The sequence below is a fragment of the Adlercreutzia equolifaciens DSM 19450 genome, assembly GCF_000478885.1.
GTDB classification, from domain to species: domain Bacteria; phylum Actinomycetota; class Coriobacteriia; order Coriobacteriales; family Eggerthellaceae; genus Adlercreutzia; species Adlercreutzia equolifaciens.
Map to the genome: position 1 here is coordinate 877,749 of NC_022567.1, position 17,370 is coordinate 895,118.

Genomic DNA, 17,370 nt, shown 5'->3' on the forward strand with positions numbered 1-17,370 from the left:
ATGGTGGATTCGGCGAAGGTCAGCGTGGTGGTGCCCGTTTACAACACGGCAGCTTACCTGCGGGAATGCCTCGACAGCCTGGTGGGGCAGACGCTCGCGGATATCGAGATCGTCTGTGTGGACGACGGCTCCACCGACGAGTCGCCCTCCATTTTGGAGGAGTATGCCGCCCGCGACGGGCGGGTGCGCGTGCTGCGCCAAAAGAACCAGGGGGCCGGTGCCGCCCGCAACAACGGGCTTCTGCAGGCCCGCGGAGCCTACGTCATGTTCTGCGACTCCGACGATTTCATGGCCCGCGACGCGCTGGAGCTTCTATGGACCCAATGCGAGCAGGATGCGGCCGACGTGTGCGTCTGCGCCGGAGAGCGCTTCTACGAGTCGCTGGGGCTCACGGTGGCCGCGCCGGGGTACCTGGAAGTGAACCGACTGCCCGAGGAGATGCCCTTCAACCGGCACAGCAACGCTGAGCACCTGTTCAGCTTCACCACCATCATGATGTTCAACAAGATGTTCCGCCGCCAGTTCCTTTTGGATCACGGCCTGCGCTACGGCACCACGCGCAACGGGGAGGATGTCGAGATCTGCGCCTTCGCGCTGTGGTACGCCGAGCGCATCACGGTGGTGCGCAAACCGCTCGTCACCTACCGTATCGACCGCCCCGACAGCCTCGTGGGCACGCTCTCCGCCTCGGCCACCGACCCGCTTCGCGCCTGGATGCGCGTGTGGGACGCCATCGGCGGCGAGCTGGGAGCGGCCCGGCGCAGCTTCGACTGCAAGTTCTTGGGCGTCATCCGCCACGGCTTCCGCAACGTCACGACGGCCGAGGCCTTCGCCGCCTGCTACAATTACGTGCGCGACGAGGTGCTTCAGAAGATTGATTTCAGGCCACGCAAGGAGGGCTACTACTACACGCCCTGGTACAACGTGTTCGTCGAGCATCTGACGCGCGACTCGCTGGAAAACTTCATGGCCTACATGGTGTACGCTGCCTCGCGCGAGCTTGAGGCCGAGGAGGCGCGCAGGCTGGACGAGCGCCGCAAGCTGAAAGAGGAGAGACGGGATGTAGCGCGCCTCTCCAAGGAGAACAAGGAGCTCGCCCGCAAGTTCTCGAAGGTGGAGGGTATCTATCGCGCCGGGGCCGCCGTGCGCCGCGTCCTGCGGAAAGCGAAGCGCGGCGCCTAGCTTCGGCCCTTGCGAAAATCGCGCGCGATGCGCTGAATCTTCCTCGGTAGGCGGCAAACGGCTCGGCCTACGCGGTACTCAGCGGACTTCTTCGCACGCGCCCCGGCTTTGGCGTCCTTCTCGGCTTTGGCGAGGCGATTCTTCAAATCGCGGATCTCGTCGAGGCGCACGGCGGCGCGGTACACGGCGCGCTGGCGGATGTCCTCGGTGGTCGCGTACAGGCTGAACAGGTACTCGTCGGCGGTAAGGTGCCTCAGATCTTCCACGAAAGCGCGATTGCGGTCGCTTTGGAAAAGGGCCGGATCGGCATCGATGAGTCCCAGATCTCTCGCACCGCCCCGGGCGAGCGTATCGTAGACGAGCTTGAAGGCATCGTAGGTGTTGAGGGTGTTCAAATTGTACTGGCAGCCCCCGGCCGCCCAATTGAGATAGGCGGCTTCGAGGGGTTCGTAGAGGCCGCGCTCCTCAAGCCATGCCCTTAGGGCGAGAAAGGCGCTCAGGAAGTCCAGGGGGTGTCGGTCCTTGCCGGCCATGGTGTTCTCGCCCGTGCCCTTGCGATGGTAGACGAGGGCTTGGTCCAACTGCGCAATGCCCTTTGCCAGAACGAGGGCGGGTGCGCAGAACATGAGGTCCTCGGTGAGGTAGATTTCCTGGTAGAGGAGGTGGTTGTCGCGCACGAAATCCATGCGGAGCACCTTGTTCCAGGGGAAATTGCCGAAGCTTTCGAGCACCCAATCGGGGTTATCGCGCCATGTTACAACCTCGGCGGGGAACTTGTCGCGCAGGATGGACCAACTTGCGCGTAGAGGGATGCCGTAGCGCTCATCGAATTCATAGTGAGGAAGGGCGGCTATGTTGGCCCCCGTGCGCTCGAGCAGCGCCACGGCCTTCTCGAGCAGCGAGGGGTCGCACCAGTCGTCGGCGTCGAGAAAGTACAGGTAATCGCCCCGGGCCCTCTCGATGCCCCGGTTGCGCGCCACACCGGGTCCGGCGTTCTCCTGGTTAAAGATGCGGACGCGGCCGTCGCGCGAGGCGTAGTCGGCCAGCAGCTGCGGGGTGCCGTCGGTGGAGCCGTCGTCCACGCAGATCACCTCGAGGTTGCCGTGGGTTTGGGCAAGCAGGCTGTCGAGGGCCTGCCCCAGGTGCTTCTCTGCGTTGAAAACCGGGACGACGACGGATACAAGGGGCTCGTCTGCCATATTCTCCTACTTTCCCGCTTTGCCGAGGCTCTTCTTGAGGGCGCGAGCCGGCGCCGTGATCGCATGGCCGACTTTGAACGCGTGGGATGCGCGGACGGCCTGGAGAGAGGTCTGCGCCATTTGTAGCCGCTTTTCGGTTTCGGTGAGGCGCTTTTGCGTCTCACCCAGTTTCTTGGAGCATTCGTCGAGCCGCCTTTTTGCGGCTTCCAACTCGGCCTGGGTGCGGCGCAGGCCGACGGCGGTTTCGTTGCGCTCGGCGGTGCGCTCTGCCATGCCGCACTCGTAGAGATCGGAAAGCCAGCGTGCGTAGTCGAGTGCGTTTTCCTCGTAGGCTCCTTGAGAGCGCAGGAGATCTTCCACTTCCCGGGCCACCTCGAGGGGGCGCGTGAAGTCGAGATGCGGCGCGCCGGTCGGATAGCGCCGCGTGACGACGCGACCGTTCAGCACCATTGCGCGCTCTGCCAGCGAGAGGGCCTCCTGTGCGAAGTCGCCCACGGGGTCGCCGCCGGAATGAAAGCGAAGCTGGTTGTCTGCCAGGAACGAGGCACGGAACATCTTGTTCGACAGAAGCGCTGTGTCGAAGCGAAGAACGTAACCCCGGGCATCTCGGGCGCTGCAGATGCGACTGGGGCGCGGCCAGTCGAGCAGGGGATCGCCGGCCAGGGACGGCGCGCTGCCGATCTTGCGCAGCCAGCGGGAGAGAATGACGTCCAGGTCGTTCCTCTCGGCGTTGCCCACGAAGTAGCCGAGCGTGGGCGCGTCCAAGCGGTCGGCCACTCCGGTGAAGAGCAGATAGGTGCCCGAGGCGTGGGAAAGCCCCGCATTCAGGGCGCTCGCAAGATCGGCACAGGCGTCGAGGACGGAGAGGCGCTCGTCGGATGCGCGGTACCGATCGAAGAGCTCGGCGAGGGCGTTGGCGGAAGCTGCTGCCAACGCTTCGGCGACGTCCTCGCTTTCCTGGGCGCCACCTTCTGCCGGTGATGCGTAGGGAACGCAAATGATCTCGATGGTTGCGTCGGTGAGCGCGACGAGGTTCTCAAGGCGAGAGGCGACAGCCTCGGTGCCCGCGCTTGCGCCTGCGGCGAACACGACGCTCACCTCGGGAGTGCCGTTGGTCATGCGTTTGACGAGATCGTAGTCGCTCCTCTTGAACAGCGTGCGGTCGATGCGGCCCGCACGGTAGTCGTCGCCCAGCTCCTTCCACATGACCGAGGCGAACTCCTCTTTGAACTCGTCACTCACGCGCTGGGAATTCCATTGGTAGGTGCGAAAGCGGAGAGCCGCCAGAGGGGCGCCGAGACGTTCTTCCGCGTCACGTTCGTCGATGAAGCGCGCGCATTCGGCCGTCTCGTCGCAGAGGGCGAAGACCTTGCTCTTCGAATTGGAGGAGGAGGACTCGTTGTCCCGGTTGTAATAGATGACGGGCACGTCCAGCAGCATCACGCGCTTGGCCAGCGCCCAGGTTTTGAAGCCGAAGGCGGTGTCCTGATACGATGCTCCAGGCGTTTCGGTGAACCAGATGCCTTCCTCTTCAAGGAACGCCCGACGGTAGAGACCCGTCCACAAGCTGGGGTTCACCCAGTAGCAAAGCGGGTAGTTCGCTGGGTCGAACACCTCGTCGAATGGGAGCGCCTTCTGTGTGGGCGAGCAGAAGGAAGCAGCGCCCTTATGGGGATCGTAAGGCGATTCGGCGCCGCTGCAACAGCGGATGTAGGAGCCGCGCACCATGTCCAGCTCGTTCGCGATGGCGACGTCGAGGAGGGTCTGCCAGGCGCCATCGCACACCTTGTCGTCCGATTCCAGAATGCCCACGTAACGCCCGCGCGCGGCCTTGAGCCCATCGTTCATGGCGGCACCGTAGCCGGCGTTCGGCTTGTCAATGACGGCAATACGCTCGTCACGAGCGGCAAAGGCCTGCAGGATCCCGGGCGATGAATCGGTTGAGCCGTCGTTGACGCAGATGATCTCCAGGCCGGGGATGTCTTGGGCCAGCGCGCTTTCCAGGCAGCCGGGGAGATACTTCTCGACGTTGTACACGGGAATGATGATGGATAGGACAGGCTCCATGGGGACCCCTTGTCTGCAAGGCGTTTCGTTTGTCTCCCCATTCTACCTTTCTTGCCGCTGCCGATTCTGGCGCAGCAAGCAAATCACCGCAAAAGGACGACGCACCCCAAGTTGTCGGAGCCGAGTCTCGCCTCGGCATTATCGCCGGTGGTTTTGCCGTTGTGCCATCTTCGAAGATTCGTTCGTGGCAATTACGTCGAATCTTGAAGCCGTGCTGGCCTCGTCGAATATCAGCGCTAGGCCGTTGTTGAGATTCTTCTCTCTTTCGGAGAACAAGGGGGTGCGGAAGAGATCCGGTGATCGAGCCCTAAACGCGATATTTACCCTGGTAACACTCGCCATTGGACGTTGAATCGGACGCTTTTTGCTGCAAAGTCGACATTTTGCAGCCAATTCGCGAGGTGTTGGTGGTGCGGCGTGATAAGATGATGGTGTTAGTAATATTACTTTTAGCGAAAGGGGTTTTATGGAACGGACGATTCGCCAGAAGGCAGCTTCCGTGGCGCTGGCAGTCATGTTGGTGCTTGGGGGAGGGCTGCTTGCAGGTGCTGCCCAGGCTACGGTCGAGGCGCAGCCGGCCTTCGCGGCACAGAAGGGGGCGTGGAAGTCGTCCTCGGGCAAATGGTGGTATGCCTACAACGACGGCAGCTGTGCCAAGTCCGGTTGGGCTTCGATTGGGGGTTCGTGGTACCTCTTCGACAATGCCGGCTGGATGAAGACTGGCTGGCAGAAGATCGGGAAGTCGTGGTACTACCTTAAGTCTTCCGGCGCGATGGCCACGGGATGGCAGCAGGTCGGAGGCAAGTGGTACTACCTGAACGGCTCGGGAGTTATGGCTGCTAGCAAATGGATCGGCGACTATTATGTTGATGGCTCGGGCGCCATGGCTACGAACAAGTGGATCGGCAAGTACTACGTGGGCGCTGACGGGAAGTGGGACCGGAGCACAGGATCAGGCACGACGAACAGCTCGACGGTTTATTGGGTTGACTCCGGCAAGGTATACCACACCACGAAGGATTGCCCGTCTTTGAGCCGATCGAAGAACATCCACTCGGGAACGGTGGCGCAGTCCGGCAAATCGCGTGCATGCAAAAACTGCAGTTAGGATGTTCGAGACTCTGGTGAGAGCAGATTGAGCTCTGGTGAAAGCAGATCGAGATCATTTCGAAGGGAAGTGGGGGAGAGCAGCGTGATTGCTCTCCCCCACTTGCTTTGCTGGTGGTTCGCGGCAGGCTGAGGCGCTGCTGCGAATTGTGGTGCCGTGACGGCCTGTGGAACACGACGGCACAGCGAGGCGAAGGCTCATACACCGAGGCAGAGGCTAACCCTTCGGGGTGCCAGAGTCGCTGGGAACCGAGTCGTTCAGGCCCGAGGGAGCGGATCCGGAGGAGGAATCGGGAGCGGAGCCGGAATCGGAGCTTCCGGATCGGGGATCCTCGAGGGGAATCTCTATATGCTTGTCAGTTTTGTGCCAATTGTTGAGGTCCAAAGCGCTGCCGTCGATCTCGTACTCCTGCCAGTCGGTATCGGCCTTGCCGTTGCTGAATGTGGTCCAGTAGTAGCGCGGCCGGTCGCCCTCGGGCACATCCCACACGGGCGTGCCGTACTTCGACACGTCGCCGCCGACGGCGGCGATAAGGGTCGCGGGATAATCGCCGTGGCCCGTGGGCACCTCCGACACCTTGAGCGGCTGGGCCGCCTCCTCGGCGCTCTCCGGAGGCTTCACCAGCATGATGGGAGACGAGGCGTATTCGAGCTCGTCGGCGTTAAGCCGCCAATAGCCGTGATCGGCGGTGATGATAATGGTGGCGCTGTCGTAAAGCCCCAGGCGCTTCATCTCGCGCAGGTAGTCGGCGACGATGCCGAGGGAGCCCTCGCTTTGGGTTATGAGGTCGGTGCCGTTGGCCCGTGCGCCCTGCTTGTCAAGGGTGTAGGGCCAATGCGCGCCCATCAGGTGAATGAACCGGAAGGAGTTCTCCTCGTCGTTCAGGGTGAGGCCGCCTGTGCGCAGCATGTCGCCGTAGAAGGCGTCATCGATGAGGTACTCGGCGCCCTCGGACCGATCGCGGCCCACGTAGGCGTTGTTCATGTCCTCGGTGGAGAACCAGAACAGGGGCTTCAGCGCCCAGGGCATGTCGCGGTACAGCGACACCTTGGCGAGCATGGCCAGCGCTGCGGGGATGTCGGGGCGCGCCGAATCGCCCTCCTCGTGGATGTTCTCGGCAAGTGCGTCCGCGTTGTCGTTGTGGTCGCCCAGCGTGTCGGTGTACACGCCGACGTCGTAACCGGCGTCGGCTATATCGGCTAGCAGCGTGCTATCGGAGAACCAGTTGTCGTAGAAGTCGTAGAACTCCTCATTGCCTTCGGGCACGCGGCCGGTGAGCAGGTACTTCAGACCGTAACGGGTGGGCACCATGGAGCCGGCGGAGTCGTGGTAGTAGGTGAAGCCGGTGAACTCGTCCAGGATATTGGGGTCGTCTGCGAGCACCTGGTCCATGGTGGCGGTGTCGAACATGTCCAGCACGAACACCACGACGTTGCCGTTCTTGGACAGGTCGAACAGGCCCTCGCGGGTAATGACGGTGCGGGGCGCGTCGCCGCCCTCGGCGCTCTGCTGGTCGACGACGGCGCTGATGCCGCCGGCGGCTTGCACCACAATGAGGCAGGCGCTGATGACGAGCACGCAGGCCCTCTCTATGCGGGGTTTCTTCACGGCCAGCATAACGAAGCCGCCCACGACGGCTATCCACACCAGGGCGCTTAAGGCGGTCATGCGCTTGTGGGACCACAGGTCCAGCGATTGGCCGTCGGCAATGGGCAGGCCGCTGTTGAGGAAGAGCGCCTGAAGGTAGCATCCCAAGCCGACGGCGCAGACGATGCCGAGGGCAATGGTGAAGGGCCGTCCGCGCAGAAGCGAGAGCGCCAGCGCGAGGGCAAGCGCCGCGGCGCCTGCGGTCACAAGCAGCGGACCCAGGATGTCGGAGGTGGAGAACACGAGGCTCGTGCCGCTGCCGCTGACGATTTCGATGGGGGCCATCACGAACACCGTGCCAACAGCGAACACCGAGGCGAGCAGGGCGCGCACGAAGCGCAGCGGCCAGGTGAGCGGGCGATCGGCCGAAAGCGACGAGGACAGGCGGCGCTTGCGGGCGCGGGCGTCGTCGTCGGCTTGGGCGATGGCCTCCTTGTAACCGGGGGCGTCGGGTATAAGCTCGTGCACGGCGGGATCGTGCTCCTTCTTGGCGTCCTCGTCGATGCCGAGGATCCTCATGAGGGCGCGGCGGCTGCGGCGGAAGGCCACGCCGATGACCGCGCTTAGGGCCACGGCCACGCCAGCCAGGGCCTGGATGGCGTAGGTCATGACCGACGGGTCCACGTAGGCCCAGGCCCGCCCGGGCAGCCCCAGTGTGGCGATAAGGGCGAAGAGCCCCAGGAAGAACGCGCTGTGAAGGAAGAGCGCGCAGCGCTTAGCGAGCCTCATGGGCGGTCCCCTTTCCGTTGTCGGAGTCGCCGGCGGCCGACGCGTTCTGCGCCGTCAGCACTGCGCCCAGCAGGTAGCGCCCGGCCGCCTCGCCGCCGTGCCCCAGGTTGAACACGAAGCCGTCGCGCACCTCGCGGATGCGATCCTCCCACAGCGCGCGGTCGCGCAGAAGCTCGGCGGCCACGTCGCCGAACGTGCCGGCTTCCTCAAGGGCGATGGATTTCCCCAGGCGGTTGCGCAGCGAGACGTCGGTGGAATCTATGCCGAATCGCTTGTAGTTGGGGTTGCGCACCTTCGGGGGCGTGTCCATGAAGATGGCGGGCTTGAAGGTGGTGAAGCAGAACTCGCAGAAGATGGACGACCAGTCGGTCACGATGAGGTCTGCCTGCAGGATGGAATCGAAGCCGCTGAAGTCGCCCTCGAAGACAAGTTCCTCGCGCGGCACGTCGGCGTAGCGGGTCTTGAACGCGTCCCAGCGGGCGCGGTAGCGCTTGATGTACTCGGGGTGGGGCCGCACGATGATCTGGTAGCCGCGCCCGAGCGCCGATTCCAGCATGGGGTCGATGCAGCTGTCCATGATGTTGTCCTCTTGCCAGCTGGGGGCGATGAGGATGACCGGTCGCTCGTTGGCCACGTGCAGCTCGGGGCGCGCCTCGTAGTCGGCGATCTCCTCGTCGAGCAGGTTGTAGCCGCATTCCACGAGGTTCTTCGGGACGGCGCCCTTCACCTTCTCTATCTGGCGCATCTCGGTGATCTGGTGCGGGCCGGTGCACAGAAGCGTGTCGTAGTTGTCGTACTCGCCCTCGGTGGAGGTCATGTCCATCGAGGTCATGTGGTGGAACATGTACACGTACTCGATGTCGCGGCGCACGTAGGAGCGCTTGATGTAGAAGTTGTCCAAGTCGCCCAGGGTGGTCACCACCACGTCGGCGTCCATCTTCATCATGAGGGTGATGGCGCGCTTCTCGCCGATGTAGTAGGGAAACAGCCTCGGCTGCGTTTCCGCCAGGGCGAACACCTGGTCGTTGGGGTCGTTCGTCACGTAGTGGATACAGATGTCGGAATGGGCGAGCAGCCATTCGATGGCGCCCTTGAAGTACTTGTAGAAGCCGCTGCCCTCCGAGTAGAAGACGATGTGCTTGCCGGCGATGGAGAAGAACCGCTTGAAATCGGTCTTCTCGCGCTTGGCGAGGGGGTCGCGTTGGTACCACTTCGTCTGCTTCTTGCCGATGGCGTTCAGCCCCTCCAGCTCCTCGCGGCTGGCGTTGAGCTCGTCGTAGTCGATGTACTTCGCCGGCTTGATGATGATGTTGCAGGCGATCTGCACCAGGATGGAGAGCAGATTAGAGCAGATCCAGTAGAAGGCCATGCCGGCCGCCACGAACATGCCCAAGAAGAACGAGAGTGCGATGGAAAGCCCGTTGGTGGTGTTCTTCTCGAGGCGCGTCTGCTCCTTCTGCAGGGGGTTGATGACGTTCTGGGTGCAGCCCATGGCTACCGCGGACAGGCCGGCCAGCACGGGCATGACCCACGACAGGCCGCCGTCCTCCACGGGGACGAGGCCCAGAAACTCGGTGCCGGGGGTGCCACTGTCGGTGATGCCGTGGACGACGTCGACCAGGCCGAACAGGATGAGGATCTGGATGGCCAGCGGAATGAGGCTGAGCATCGGGTGGTAGTGCTTCTCCTTGTAAAGGGCCGTTTGCTTCTCGCCGATGGTCTCCGCGTCGCCGAAGTAGCGGATCTTGATGCGGTTGAGCGCCGGCATCAGCTGCACCATGACGATGGAGTTCTTCTGAACCCACAGCGCCATAGGCATGAGGATGATCTTGATGATGATGGTGAACAGCAGGATGGCGAGCCACCAGTTATGGGTGAGCGCGTAGCACGGGTCGACGATGAGAGAGAAGGCGTCCGCTAGAAACTGCATGCCGCCCTCCCTTCTCGCCAGGCCCGGCGGGCGCTTCGGCGGACCTCTTCGATGGGTGCGGTCATAGTGCGCGAATGCCTTTCGGACGAATCGGGGACAAACGCCGCTATTGTAGCGCTCCGGGTTGGAAATGGGGCTGGCGTTTGGCTTCCCACCGTTTGCGCCCACTCGTGTTGGCTGCAAATTTGCGACTTTGCAGCCAACACGAGCGCGGCAAGCATCCCAATACATGGTCTCATGTTGGCGTTTCGCCTGGTGTCGAGCGGCGCTGCACTCACCATGGCGAACGTGGTGCTGCAAAGTCGACAGTTTGCAGCCAATCGGGCGGACGCGCACGGTTCGGAGTTTGCATTTTCGTGAGTATAGCGCGGACTGAACGAATAGTGCGAACGCTATGGCAATAATCTGAGCCGATGCCACGGATGATCGTCTGCCGAATGCCTCCATGTGGGCATCTGAGATCGAGCTGTTTGATGTTAAATTGACCGTTGGTCGAAACAAATTCTGTTGTTTACCAACAGCGAAAAACACATCTTGTTCGATTGTCGAATATTGAGGCTATGGCTACCATAGGCGTCAAGAGGGCGAGTTCCACGGATGCGCGGCAACGTAAACCATTATTGAGATACCTAAAAGGGAGAGGCCAATGGCGGTAATCACATCATTGAAAGCGAAACACATCAAGGGCACCGAAGAGATCGATATCCTGTGTCGGTTGGTGCCGAATCAGCCGAATTTCCTGGTTGCGCCCAACGGCTCGGGCAAATCGTCGCTGGCGGTCGGCTTCGAATCGCTCAGGCGTACTGGGCTGAGGCTCACTGAGGAATCGCTTCACGAAGGAATAGAGTGGCCGGATTCGGAATTAGGGCTAACGCTTGAAGATGGAACGTACCTCGGCGCCACAAGCAGCAAGAATGACATCGCGGGGCAGTTCGATGTCGCCGTCATTCGAGGCAGCCTTTATGCCAAGCAAAGCGTGAGGCAGTTCAATGGACGCGCCTTCGGCAAAGCGCAGATCTGCCTGCCCGACGTCGTCCTCAGCAGTAAGATTCCTGAGAAGACGGCACTTGGGTACCTGATGACGAATGTGAGGGCCGAGTGCCGCGCATCGCTGAGGAAACTCCTCTTCAACTTCTCGGATTTGCTCGCCACCGCATCTTTTCTCGAGAAAGTGATGGACAACAACTGCTTCTTTGCAGATTGCAGCGGTTCTCGCAATTCGGCGCGTATCGAAGCTTTCATGGACAAGCTTGAAGCGGCTGGCACGACAAAACAGGAGATACTTGACGCCGCGGTGGACTGTTCCGATGTGGAGCGAGTCAAACCGATCAAAGAAATCGCCGATCTGATTGCAGGCGATCTGAGCTCGCAAGCTAGGCACTACTGTCTATTTAACGCGATTCAACTGAATCGGTTTTGCGCCAGCAGAAGGAGCCTTTTGTATAAAGCCCTGAAGAGGGCGCAGTTCGAGAAAATGGAGCAGAATTGCGGGGAACTCCTTCACGCCGTTAATGCGACGCGCCTTGAGATCGGCCTAAAACGAGAGAAGGGCAAACTCGTCCTCAAGCTCCCGGATAGGTCGCAGGTGTCGAATGGGGAGTTGGATGTGCTCTATTTTGCCGCCGCAATCTTAAAAGCTCGGGCTCAGCTTTCGAAAGATAACTCAATCTTGCTGATCGACGAGGTATTCGACTATCTCGACGATGGGAACTTGCTTGTGGCGCAGTATTACCTGCTCGAGGTGATGCGTGAGTTCAAAAGCCAGGGAAAGAATCTGTATCCAGTCATATGCACGCACATAGATCCCTCGACTATGAGCAGCTACCGATTCAAGATAAAACACGTCTTCTATTTTGGGAAAGAGGCGCATTGCAAGATCTCGTCCTATATGGCCGCACTGCTTTGCGACAGGAAGAGGACGCAGAAGGAGTGCGAAGCCGTATACAACGAGATATCGGGCAAGTACCTGCATTATTCACCATGCGGTAGTGTCTCGGGGGAGATGAGGGACTATCTGATCTCGAAGAAAGTGCCATCCGGCATGGTTCTTCCGCAGGACTTTGCGAATGCGATGGCAGATGAGCTTGAAGCGTATCTCGCCGGCGATGAGTATGATGCGGCGAAAGTCTGCTGCGCCCTGCGACGCCGCATTGAGCAGAGCGCGTACTTCCAGCTTCCCGAGGAGTGCAAGGAAGCATTCCTCGGGCAAAACGGCACTGAGAAGCGATTGGAATACGCAGAAAGCAAGGGTGTGGCTGTCCCAGAAGTTCACTATCTCCTCGGCTCTGTTTACAACAGCTGCATGCACTTGAACAGGGAACACAACGAGGAGCCACTGATCTACCGAAAGCTGAACAACCGCGTAATCCAGAGCATGATAAGGGCGTCGGTCGAAGGCCTTTAGCAGCGTGACACTGCTGTTCTGTTGCAATATCTTGCCTATGCTAACAGGTGTCCTGCAAGGGACTCTGCTGTTTATGGCAGTTTCAGTTAATGCTTGGTATGAACAATAAAAGATTAGTGATGAACTAGTGTACTGATAATTTGTAGTATTTATAGTGCCGTAGAGGGGTAGCCTTTTGCTCCCCGAGGGTTGCTGACCGAAGGCTTGGAGGAATATTGGAAGAACAATTCAAGTGCCAATTTGACGATGGGGGTATTCGAGACGTCCATAAGGCAATGGAAAATTTGAAACTAGAGGATCCGAACTTACAGTTGGCCGATTTGGTGGCTTCGGTGCGCTCTGCAATGGAGCAAACAAGAGAACAGTCTGTGGTATATCAACAGATGGCGGAGGCTTCGAAGTCGTTGAAGCAGTTTTGCGAAATGAAGGATGAGATAATCTCTCAGTTTCGTTCTATAACTGCCCCGTTTGCAGATCTTGTTCCACCAACACCTTTTAAGATTCCCGAGCTGGACCGTTCTGCATTCATCGAGCCTGTTCTTGCGGCAAGGGAAACCATTCGTGTTTGTGGTCTGATGAAAAGGGCTCGTTGGCCACTTATGCTGGTCCGTAACGGAGCAATGGATGATGAGCTGATGGAGATCAATGATCTTGTCGAAGATGATGATTTGGCGATCGCAGTTTCCGACATTGCTTCTCGTTACCTAGATGACGATTGGCTTTCGGACACAAAGAACCGGTGGTTGCAATGCGATTGCCTAGGTAGTGCACAAAAGAAGAAGCTTATTGATGCATTGAGTCGTCATGGGCATGGCGATTACGATGGCTGTGTAGCGATGCTTGCGTGCATGCTTTCTGGGCTTATTGACTGCTTCCATAAGCGTGTTATCGCACGATCGGATGTTGATGTCGATGTGTTTGACTGGAAGGCGAAGAAATACAATTTGGAACCACTTCACAAAAAAGATAATAAGCAGAGAAGAATATGTGAAAAAGATAAAGTTATCATTATATTCATAAATGCTGATCAAGGTATTTTTATATGGGAGTCTCTGGCCGACTATGTCGTTGAAGTTGTTCTGACGAATCAGTATGATGAAAAAATAGTCGCAAGCAATCCGTGCAGGAACAAAATATGTCATGGGGAGCAATTGAATTATGGAACTTGGGAGCACTCTGCCAAGTGCATACTGGTGATTGACGCAATTCTGCGTATGGGAACTTGCTCTCTTTCTGCAGTTTAATCTTCGCACGATGCTGTTGCCAGGTTTGTTGACGGCATCGGGTGAAGCTTTATCAACATCCTCATGTCTTTCGGTAAAACTGGCGATATGCTTTCTTATGGTCACGGTGGGGCTCGATTTTTGAATGTGAATCGCATTCGCTCAACGATGGCGTCTTTATCAGGTGCTCGCTTGTCTCAGAACAGATTTACCGTGGTCTACGGTACGTCCTGACCGGAAGGAGTCCTGCCGTGGCTGGTTTGAAAGATGAGTTCTTGAGGATGCAGTCGAATCGTGATTTGGCGTATTTTCTCGGTGTGTCTCTGCAAACGTTAACCTATTTTGCCTATTCCGGCAATCAATTCTACACTACTTTCCCCATTCCCAAGAAGATCGGTAATGCGGTGCGTAAGATTGATGCCCCGTGCCCTAAACTCAAAGAAATGCAGTGTCGCATCAACCAGGCTCTTGTAGAAATATACGATGCGCCAGATTGTGTTCATGGGTTCGTGCCAGAGAGAAGCATTGTCACTAACGCTGCTCTTCACGTGGACAGACCGACTGTTGTCAAAGTTGATCTGAAAAGCTTTTTCCCGAGCATTTCCTCCAGCAGGATACACGGTCTGTTTTCTAGCGCCCCATTCAGCTTTCCGGGTGAGGTGTGCAATACGCTCACCAATCTAGTCTGCCATAATGGCTGTTTGCCTCAAGGCGCTCCAACGTCACCCGTACTCAGCAACATGATCTGCTACAAGATGGATTGCGCGCTCCAATCTTTCGCGCGTAACAGGAAGCTCCGATATACGCGGTATGTAGACGATCTTGCATTCTCGTCGAGCAGCAAGCGGGCGATCCACGCTGTTGCACGAGAGGATGCCGAGACGGGGGATATCTTCTGAGCGAACGGCGGTGTCCATCATCGAAAGAAATGGCTTCTCTTTGAACGAGGAGAAGACGGCGATCTTGGGGAGAGGCGCCAGGCAGGTTGTGACGGGAGTGGTTGTCAACAAGAAATGCAACTTCCGACGCAGCGAGTATAGGCGATTGAGCGTTATGTTTCATCGTTGGGAAACGCAGGGCGTAGAGTGCGCTGTGCGAGGTTTTGTCGAGCTATCCGATCGTCGCCGATACGCGAACGCCTTTTTCGCGGAGACTGGCGGGTTCGACAAAAAGCGATTCGTGTCCCATATTGAGGGGTTACTAGCTTACTTCACGATGATCGAACGAGCTAGTGGCTTCGAATCCACCCCTCTTCGTAAATTGTGGGATCGGTTCAGCGATCTAAGTATGAGGCGAGTTCCGGAAATGTCCACATCTCGATCAATCGTTCGCATCGATTCGTTGGCGAGCTGCAGGAAACTGGGGACGGCTGAAAGTCGCGATTATGGAATGGTTGGTACGGGCTTCGTCCTGTCAAATGGAAAACTGCTTTCCGCTGCTCACTGCTTTAAGGACATAGGTGCGTCATCGATGGTTTACAATGAAAGTTCGTTTGCCATCTTAACGTTAGGCGAAGAAGGAGTGACCGTCCATTATGATGGTTTAAGAGTGAGCTACGCAGACGACTGGGCTATTTTGAATAAACCCGAAGAATTCTCTCGCTGTGTCGGCTTATTGCCTTCGATAAACACGGGCTTGCAGGTTGGGCAAAAGGTTGTCGCCTTCGGGTTTGCTGAGGGCGATCCTGCGCTTCGCAGGATAGAAGCGAGGGTGCTGGAAGTAGTTGGGGACATGGTGATCGTCGACAGGGCTTTTGTTGCTGGCATGAGCGGAGGGCCCGTGCTCAATGGGCACGGAGAAGTTGTCGGGATTGTCACGAAGGGGAGCGGCGACATGGCGTATGACCGAGACGGGCAGTTCATCACGTTAGAATCTGTTCCGGAAATCGCCGAGCAGTTTTACTCATAAGTCGCCATTGCTCGAGTGGGGAGGATCGTCTTTGTGCATGCGAATGCGAATGCCCAAACGGCGTGCGGGATTGTGGCAAGGCGTTGCTAGATATGCTGTTAGATGATGGAAAGGCCAGGTATCTCTTCGACTTCATTCGCTGTCGTGATACTGACCAGTACTGATTCGGAAGTAGCGCTCAAAGAGGACGATTTCAATTGTGATCCGAGCATCACCGGATCGCGTGCCGGATGTCGGTGTAGCGGACGTTTCGCGGACTGATTAGCCGGTGCATGAGAAACGGCCATCGCTAGAATCGTTTATTGCGAAGTAAATGATTCAGAGAAAGGCGATGACCGCAATGAACACTTTAGCAGCAATCGGCCCCGATTTGTCCGAGATGCCGAGATTCGACGACGGCATGGTCAACATCCGCGAGCTGATCCGGACGATGGCCGAGGCGTTCGTGAACGAGATCATGGACGCCCAGGCCGAGGACGCGTGCGCCGACGGCAACCAGAGGAACGGCTACCGCGACCGCGCGCTCGTCACCAGCGTGGGGGTCATCAACCTGCGCATCCCCAAGCTCAGGCGGGGCAGCTACTTCTCGGAGGACCTGCTCGTGCGCTACTCGCGCGTGGACAGGGCCGTCGTCGCCGCGGTATCCGAGATGGTGACGTGCGGCGTGTCGACGAGGAAGGTGGAGAAGGTGGCTTCGGCGCTTGGGGCTGACCGCATGGGCGCCAGCCAGGTGTTGTCCTGCGTGCGCGCTGGTCACGGCGATAGGGGCCAGGTCGGACGGCTGCCGGCGGGTTTTCGGCCTGGGCGCCGTCGGCGCCAACGTTTGGGACACTACCAAACAATCGGAAGCGCCTCAAATCCTCTTAACCAGCAGGGTCATCAGTACGGCGTAAAGCGTTCGGGAGGCCGAGGCGATGGCGTGCGAGAAGGGCACTCCCTGAAGTGCCGCCAGATCCTTCCAGGGCACCCACCAGTCGAGGCAGTGGAAGCAGTAAATGTACATGCTGTTGCGCCCCATGAAAGTCAGGAAGCGCGTGAGAAGTCTCGAGAACCGCTCGATCAGCATCGAAAGCCAGCACGTCACCAGCGATCCGCCCAGCGCTCCGGCGATGCACAGCGGGGCAATGCCGTAGAGGCGCATCGCGAGCTCCAGGTAGCTGAAGCTGAAGGCCGCTATGTAAAGGATCGCTGCCGCGACGAGCACGTACCAGCGTGTGCCCCAGCGGGCCATGAAGCTCGTCTTGCGTGCTGTGTATCCGCACCACATGAACCCAGCGGTAACCAGCGCAAGATCGAGATCGAACGGCAGGAATACGTGCAGCTCGTCTCCGATGAAGATCCCCGCTGCGGCCATGACGGCAAACACGACTGCTTGCGCGACAAGCCCGATGCCATGGTGGTCGAACAGGCCCACAAGCCCGTTCAGCATCACCCTTGACACGAACAGGCACATGAGGAACCACGCCATGCCCGTCGTCGTTATGCCCATGTCGTCGTTGGGCGATCCAGAGGCGAAAATGAACCGAAGGGCCAAATCGCCGAGCGCGCCTAAGCTGAGCGCGTCGGGCTGTCGCAGCCACTTGACGCCCTGCCACAGGACGAAGATGATCGCATAGGGAACGAGCAGCCTCTGCGCCGACGATCGAATCACCTCGCCTGCCGGTTTGGGCTTGAAGGTGTATCCGGACATTATGAAGAACAGGGGCATGTGGAACATGAATATCATGGGGATGAGCTGCGATCCGCTGGAAACAGTATGCCCCGTCACCACCAAGATGATCGCGATGCCCTTGGCGATGTCGATCCAGGCCACGCGCCCTTTGGGCTTGCGGGCTTCGCCTTTGGGCGTAGCTTTGCCATTGGGCTCGCGGCCTTTGGCTACGGCAGCCGTCTGTCGCGTCGCGGTGCCCCCGGTGCTGCTCATTGCTCTTACATTGTGCGCCATGTGTCGTCCTTTGCGGGGATAGCTCTCT

The 17,370-nt window shown here is 58.9% G+C and carries 11 protein-coding genes and 1 pseudogene; 7 read left to right on the forward strand and 5 right to left on the reverse strand.

What is annotated here, in order from left to right; translation table 11 throughout:
- Window positions 1-1,182 (forward strand): glycosyltransferase family 2 protein, encoded by a 1,182-nt coding sequence (locus AEQU_RS12705; RefSeq protein WP_022739512.1) that lies wholly within the window; start codon window positions 1-3, stop codon window positions 1,180-1,182.
- On the opposite strand, the gene AEQU_RS03330 is transcribed toward AEQU_RS12705, so the two are convergent.
- Together AEQU_RS03330 and AEQU_RS11790 are read right to left on the reverse strand one after the other, a co-directional pair.
- Window positions 1,179-2,381: a glycosyltransferase family 2 protein gene (locus AEQU_RS03330; RefSeq protein WP_022739513.1), complete on the reverse strand. Its 1,203-nt coding sequence runs from the start codon at window positions 2,379-2,381 to the stop codon at window positions 1,179-1,181. The two genes, AEQU_RS12705 and AEQU_RS03330, sit on opposite strands and share 4 nt — an antisense overlap.
- 6 nt (window positions 2,382-2,387) lie before the next feature.
- Window positions 2,388-4,448: a glycosyltransferase gene (locus AEQU_RS11790; RefSeq protein ID WP_022739514.1), complete on the reverse strand. Its 2,061-nt coding sequence runs from the start codon at window positions 4,446-4,448 to the stop codon at window positions 2,388-2,390.
- A 466-nt stretch (window positions 4,449-4,914) separates the two neighbouring features.
- Here AEQU_RS11790 and AEQU_RS11795 point away from each other — a divergent pair, with 466 nt between their 5' ends.
- Window positions 4,915-5,556, forward strand: a complete 642-nt coding sequence (locus AEQU_RS11795) for an N-acetylmuramoyl-L-alanine amidase family protein (RefSeq protein ID WP_022739515.1) — start codon at window positions 4,915-4,917, stop codon at window positions 5,554-5,556.
- Window positions 5,557-5,772: 216 nt separating this feature from the next.
- Here AEQU_RS11795 and AEQU_RS03345 read toward each other — a convergent pair whose 3' ends face one another.
- Complete coding sequence (locus AEQU_RS03345; protein ID WP_022739516.1) at window positions 5,773-7,932, reverse strand: alkaline phosphatase family protein; 2,160 nt, start codon at window positions 7,930-7,932, stop codon at window positions 5,773-5,775.
- Window positions 7,919-9,862, reverse strand: a complete 1,944-nt coding sequence (gene yidC, locus AEQU_RS03350) for a membrane protein insertase YidC (RefSeq protein ID WP_022739517.1) — start codon at window positions 9,860-9,862, stop codon at window positions 7,919-7,921. Before yidC ends, AEQU_RS03345 begins: the two co-directional genes overlap by 14 nt.
- A gap of 646 nt (window positions 9,863-10,508) precedes the next feature.
- On the opposite strand from yidC, the gene AEQU_RS03355 reads away from it, so the two are divergent.
- From AEQU_RS03355 to AEQU_RS13130, 5 genes and pseudogenes are all read left to right on the forward strand, one after another.
- On the forward strand, window positions 10,509-12,266 hold the full coding sequence (locus AEQU_RS03355) for a hypothetical protein (RefSeq protein WP_022739518.1): 1,758 nt from the start codon (window positions 10,509-10,511) through the stop codon (window positions 12,264-12,266).
- Between the two features lie 215 nt (window positions 12,267-12,481).
- Window positions 12,482-13,510 carry a hypothetical protein gene (locus AEQU_RS03360; protein ID WP_041714398.1) on the forward strand — a complete coding sequence of 343 codons (1,029 nt, stop codon included), beginning with the start codon at window positions 12,482-12,484 and terminating at the stop codon, window positions 13,508-13,510.
- A 230-nt stretch (window positions 13,511-13,740) separates the two neighbouring features.
- Window positions 13,741-14,388, forward strand: a complete 648-nt coding sequence (locus AEQU_RS03365; protein WP_051353382.1) for a reverse transcriptase family protein — start codon at window positions 13,741-13,743, stop codon at window positions 14,386-14,388.
- Between the two features lie 40 nt (window positions 14,389-14,428).
- Entirely contained in the window at window positions 14,429-15,397 is a 969-nt protein-coding gene (locus tag AEQU_RS11800; protein ID WP_051353383.1) for a trypsin-like peptidase domain-containing protein, read from the forward strand.
- A 340-nt stretch (window positions 15,398-15,737) separates the two neighbouring features.
- Window positions 15,738-16,130, forward strand: a pseudogene (locus AEQU_RS13130) (transposase); the annotation flags it as partial.
- Window positions 16,131-16,250: 120 nt separating this feature from the next.
- Here AEQU_RS13130 and AEQU_RS03370 read toward each other — a convergent pair.
- Complete coding sequence (locus AEQU_RS03370; RefSeq protein ID WP_022739522.1) at window positions 16,251-17,342, reverse strand: acyltransferase family protein; 1,092 nt, start codon at window positions 17,340-17,342, stop codon at window positions 16,251-16,253.
- Window positions 17,343-17,370 lie beyond the last annotated feature (28 nt).

Excerpts from the sequence above, each read along its gene's own strand:
- AEQU_RS03330 (WP_022739513.1), bottom strand. The coding sequence starts at position 2,381 with ATGGCAGACGAGCCCCTTGTATCCGTCGTCGTCCCGGTTTTCAACGCA.
- yidC (WP_022739517.1), bottom strand. The coding sequence starts at position 9,862 with ATGCAGTTTCTAGCGGACGCCTTCTCTCTCATCGTCGACCCGTGCTAC.
- AEQU_RS03355 (WP_022739518.1), top strand. The coding sequence starts at position 10,509 with ATGGCGGTAATCACATCATTGAAAGCGAAACACATCAAGGGCACCGAA.
- AEQU_RS12705 (WP_022739512.1), top strand. The coding sequence starts at position 1 with ATGGTGGATTCGGCGAAGGTCAGCGTGGTGGTGCCCGTTTACAACACG.
- AEQU_RS11790 (WP_022739514.1), bottom strand. The coding sequence starts at position 4,448 with ATGGAGCCTGTCCTATCCATCATCATTCCCGTGTACAACGTCGAGAAG.
- AEQU_RS03345 (WP_022739516.1), bottom strand. The coding sequence starts at position 7,932 with ATGAGGCTCGCTAAGCGCTGCGCGCTCTTCCTTCACAGCGCGTTCTTC.
- AEQU_RS11795 (WP_022739515.1), top strand. The coding sequence starts at position 4,915 with ATGGAACGGACGATTCGCCAGAAGGCAGCTTCCGTGGCGCTGGCAGTC.
- AEQU_RS03370 (WP_022739522.1), bottom strand. The coding sequence starts at position 17,342 with ATGGCGCACAATGTAAGAGCAATGAGCAGCACCGGGGGCACCGCGACG.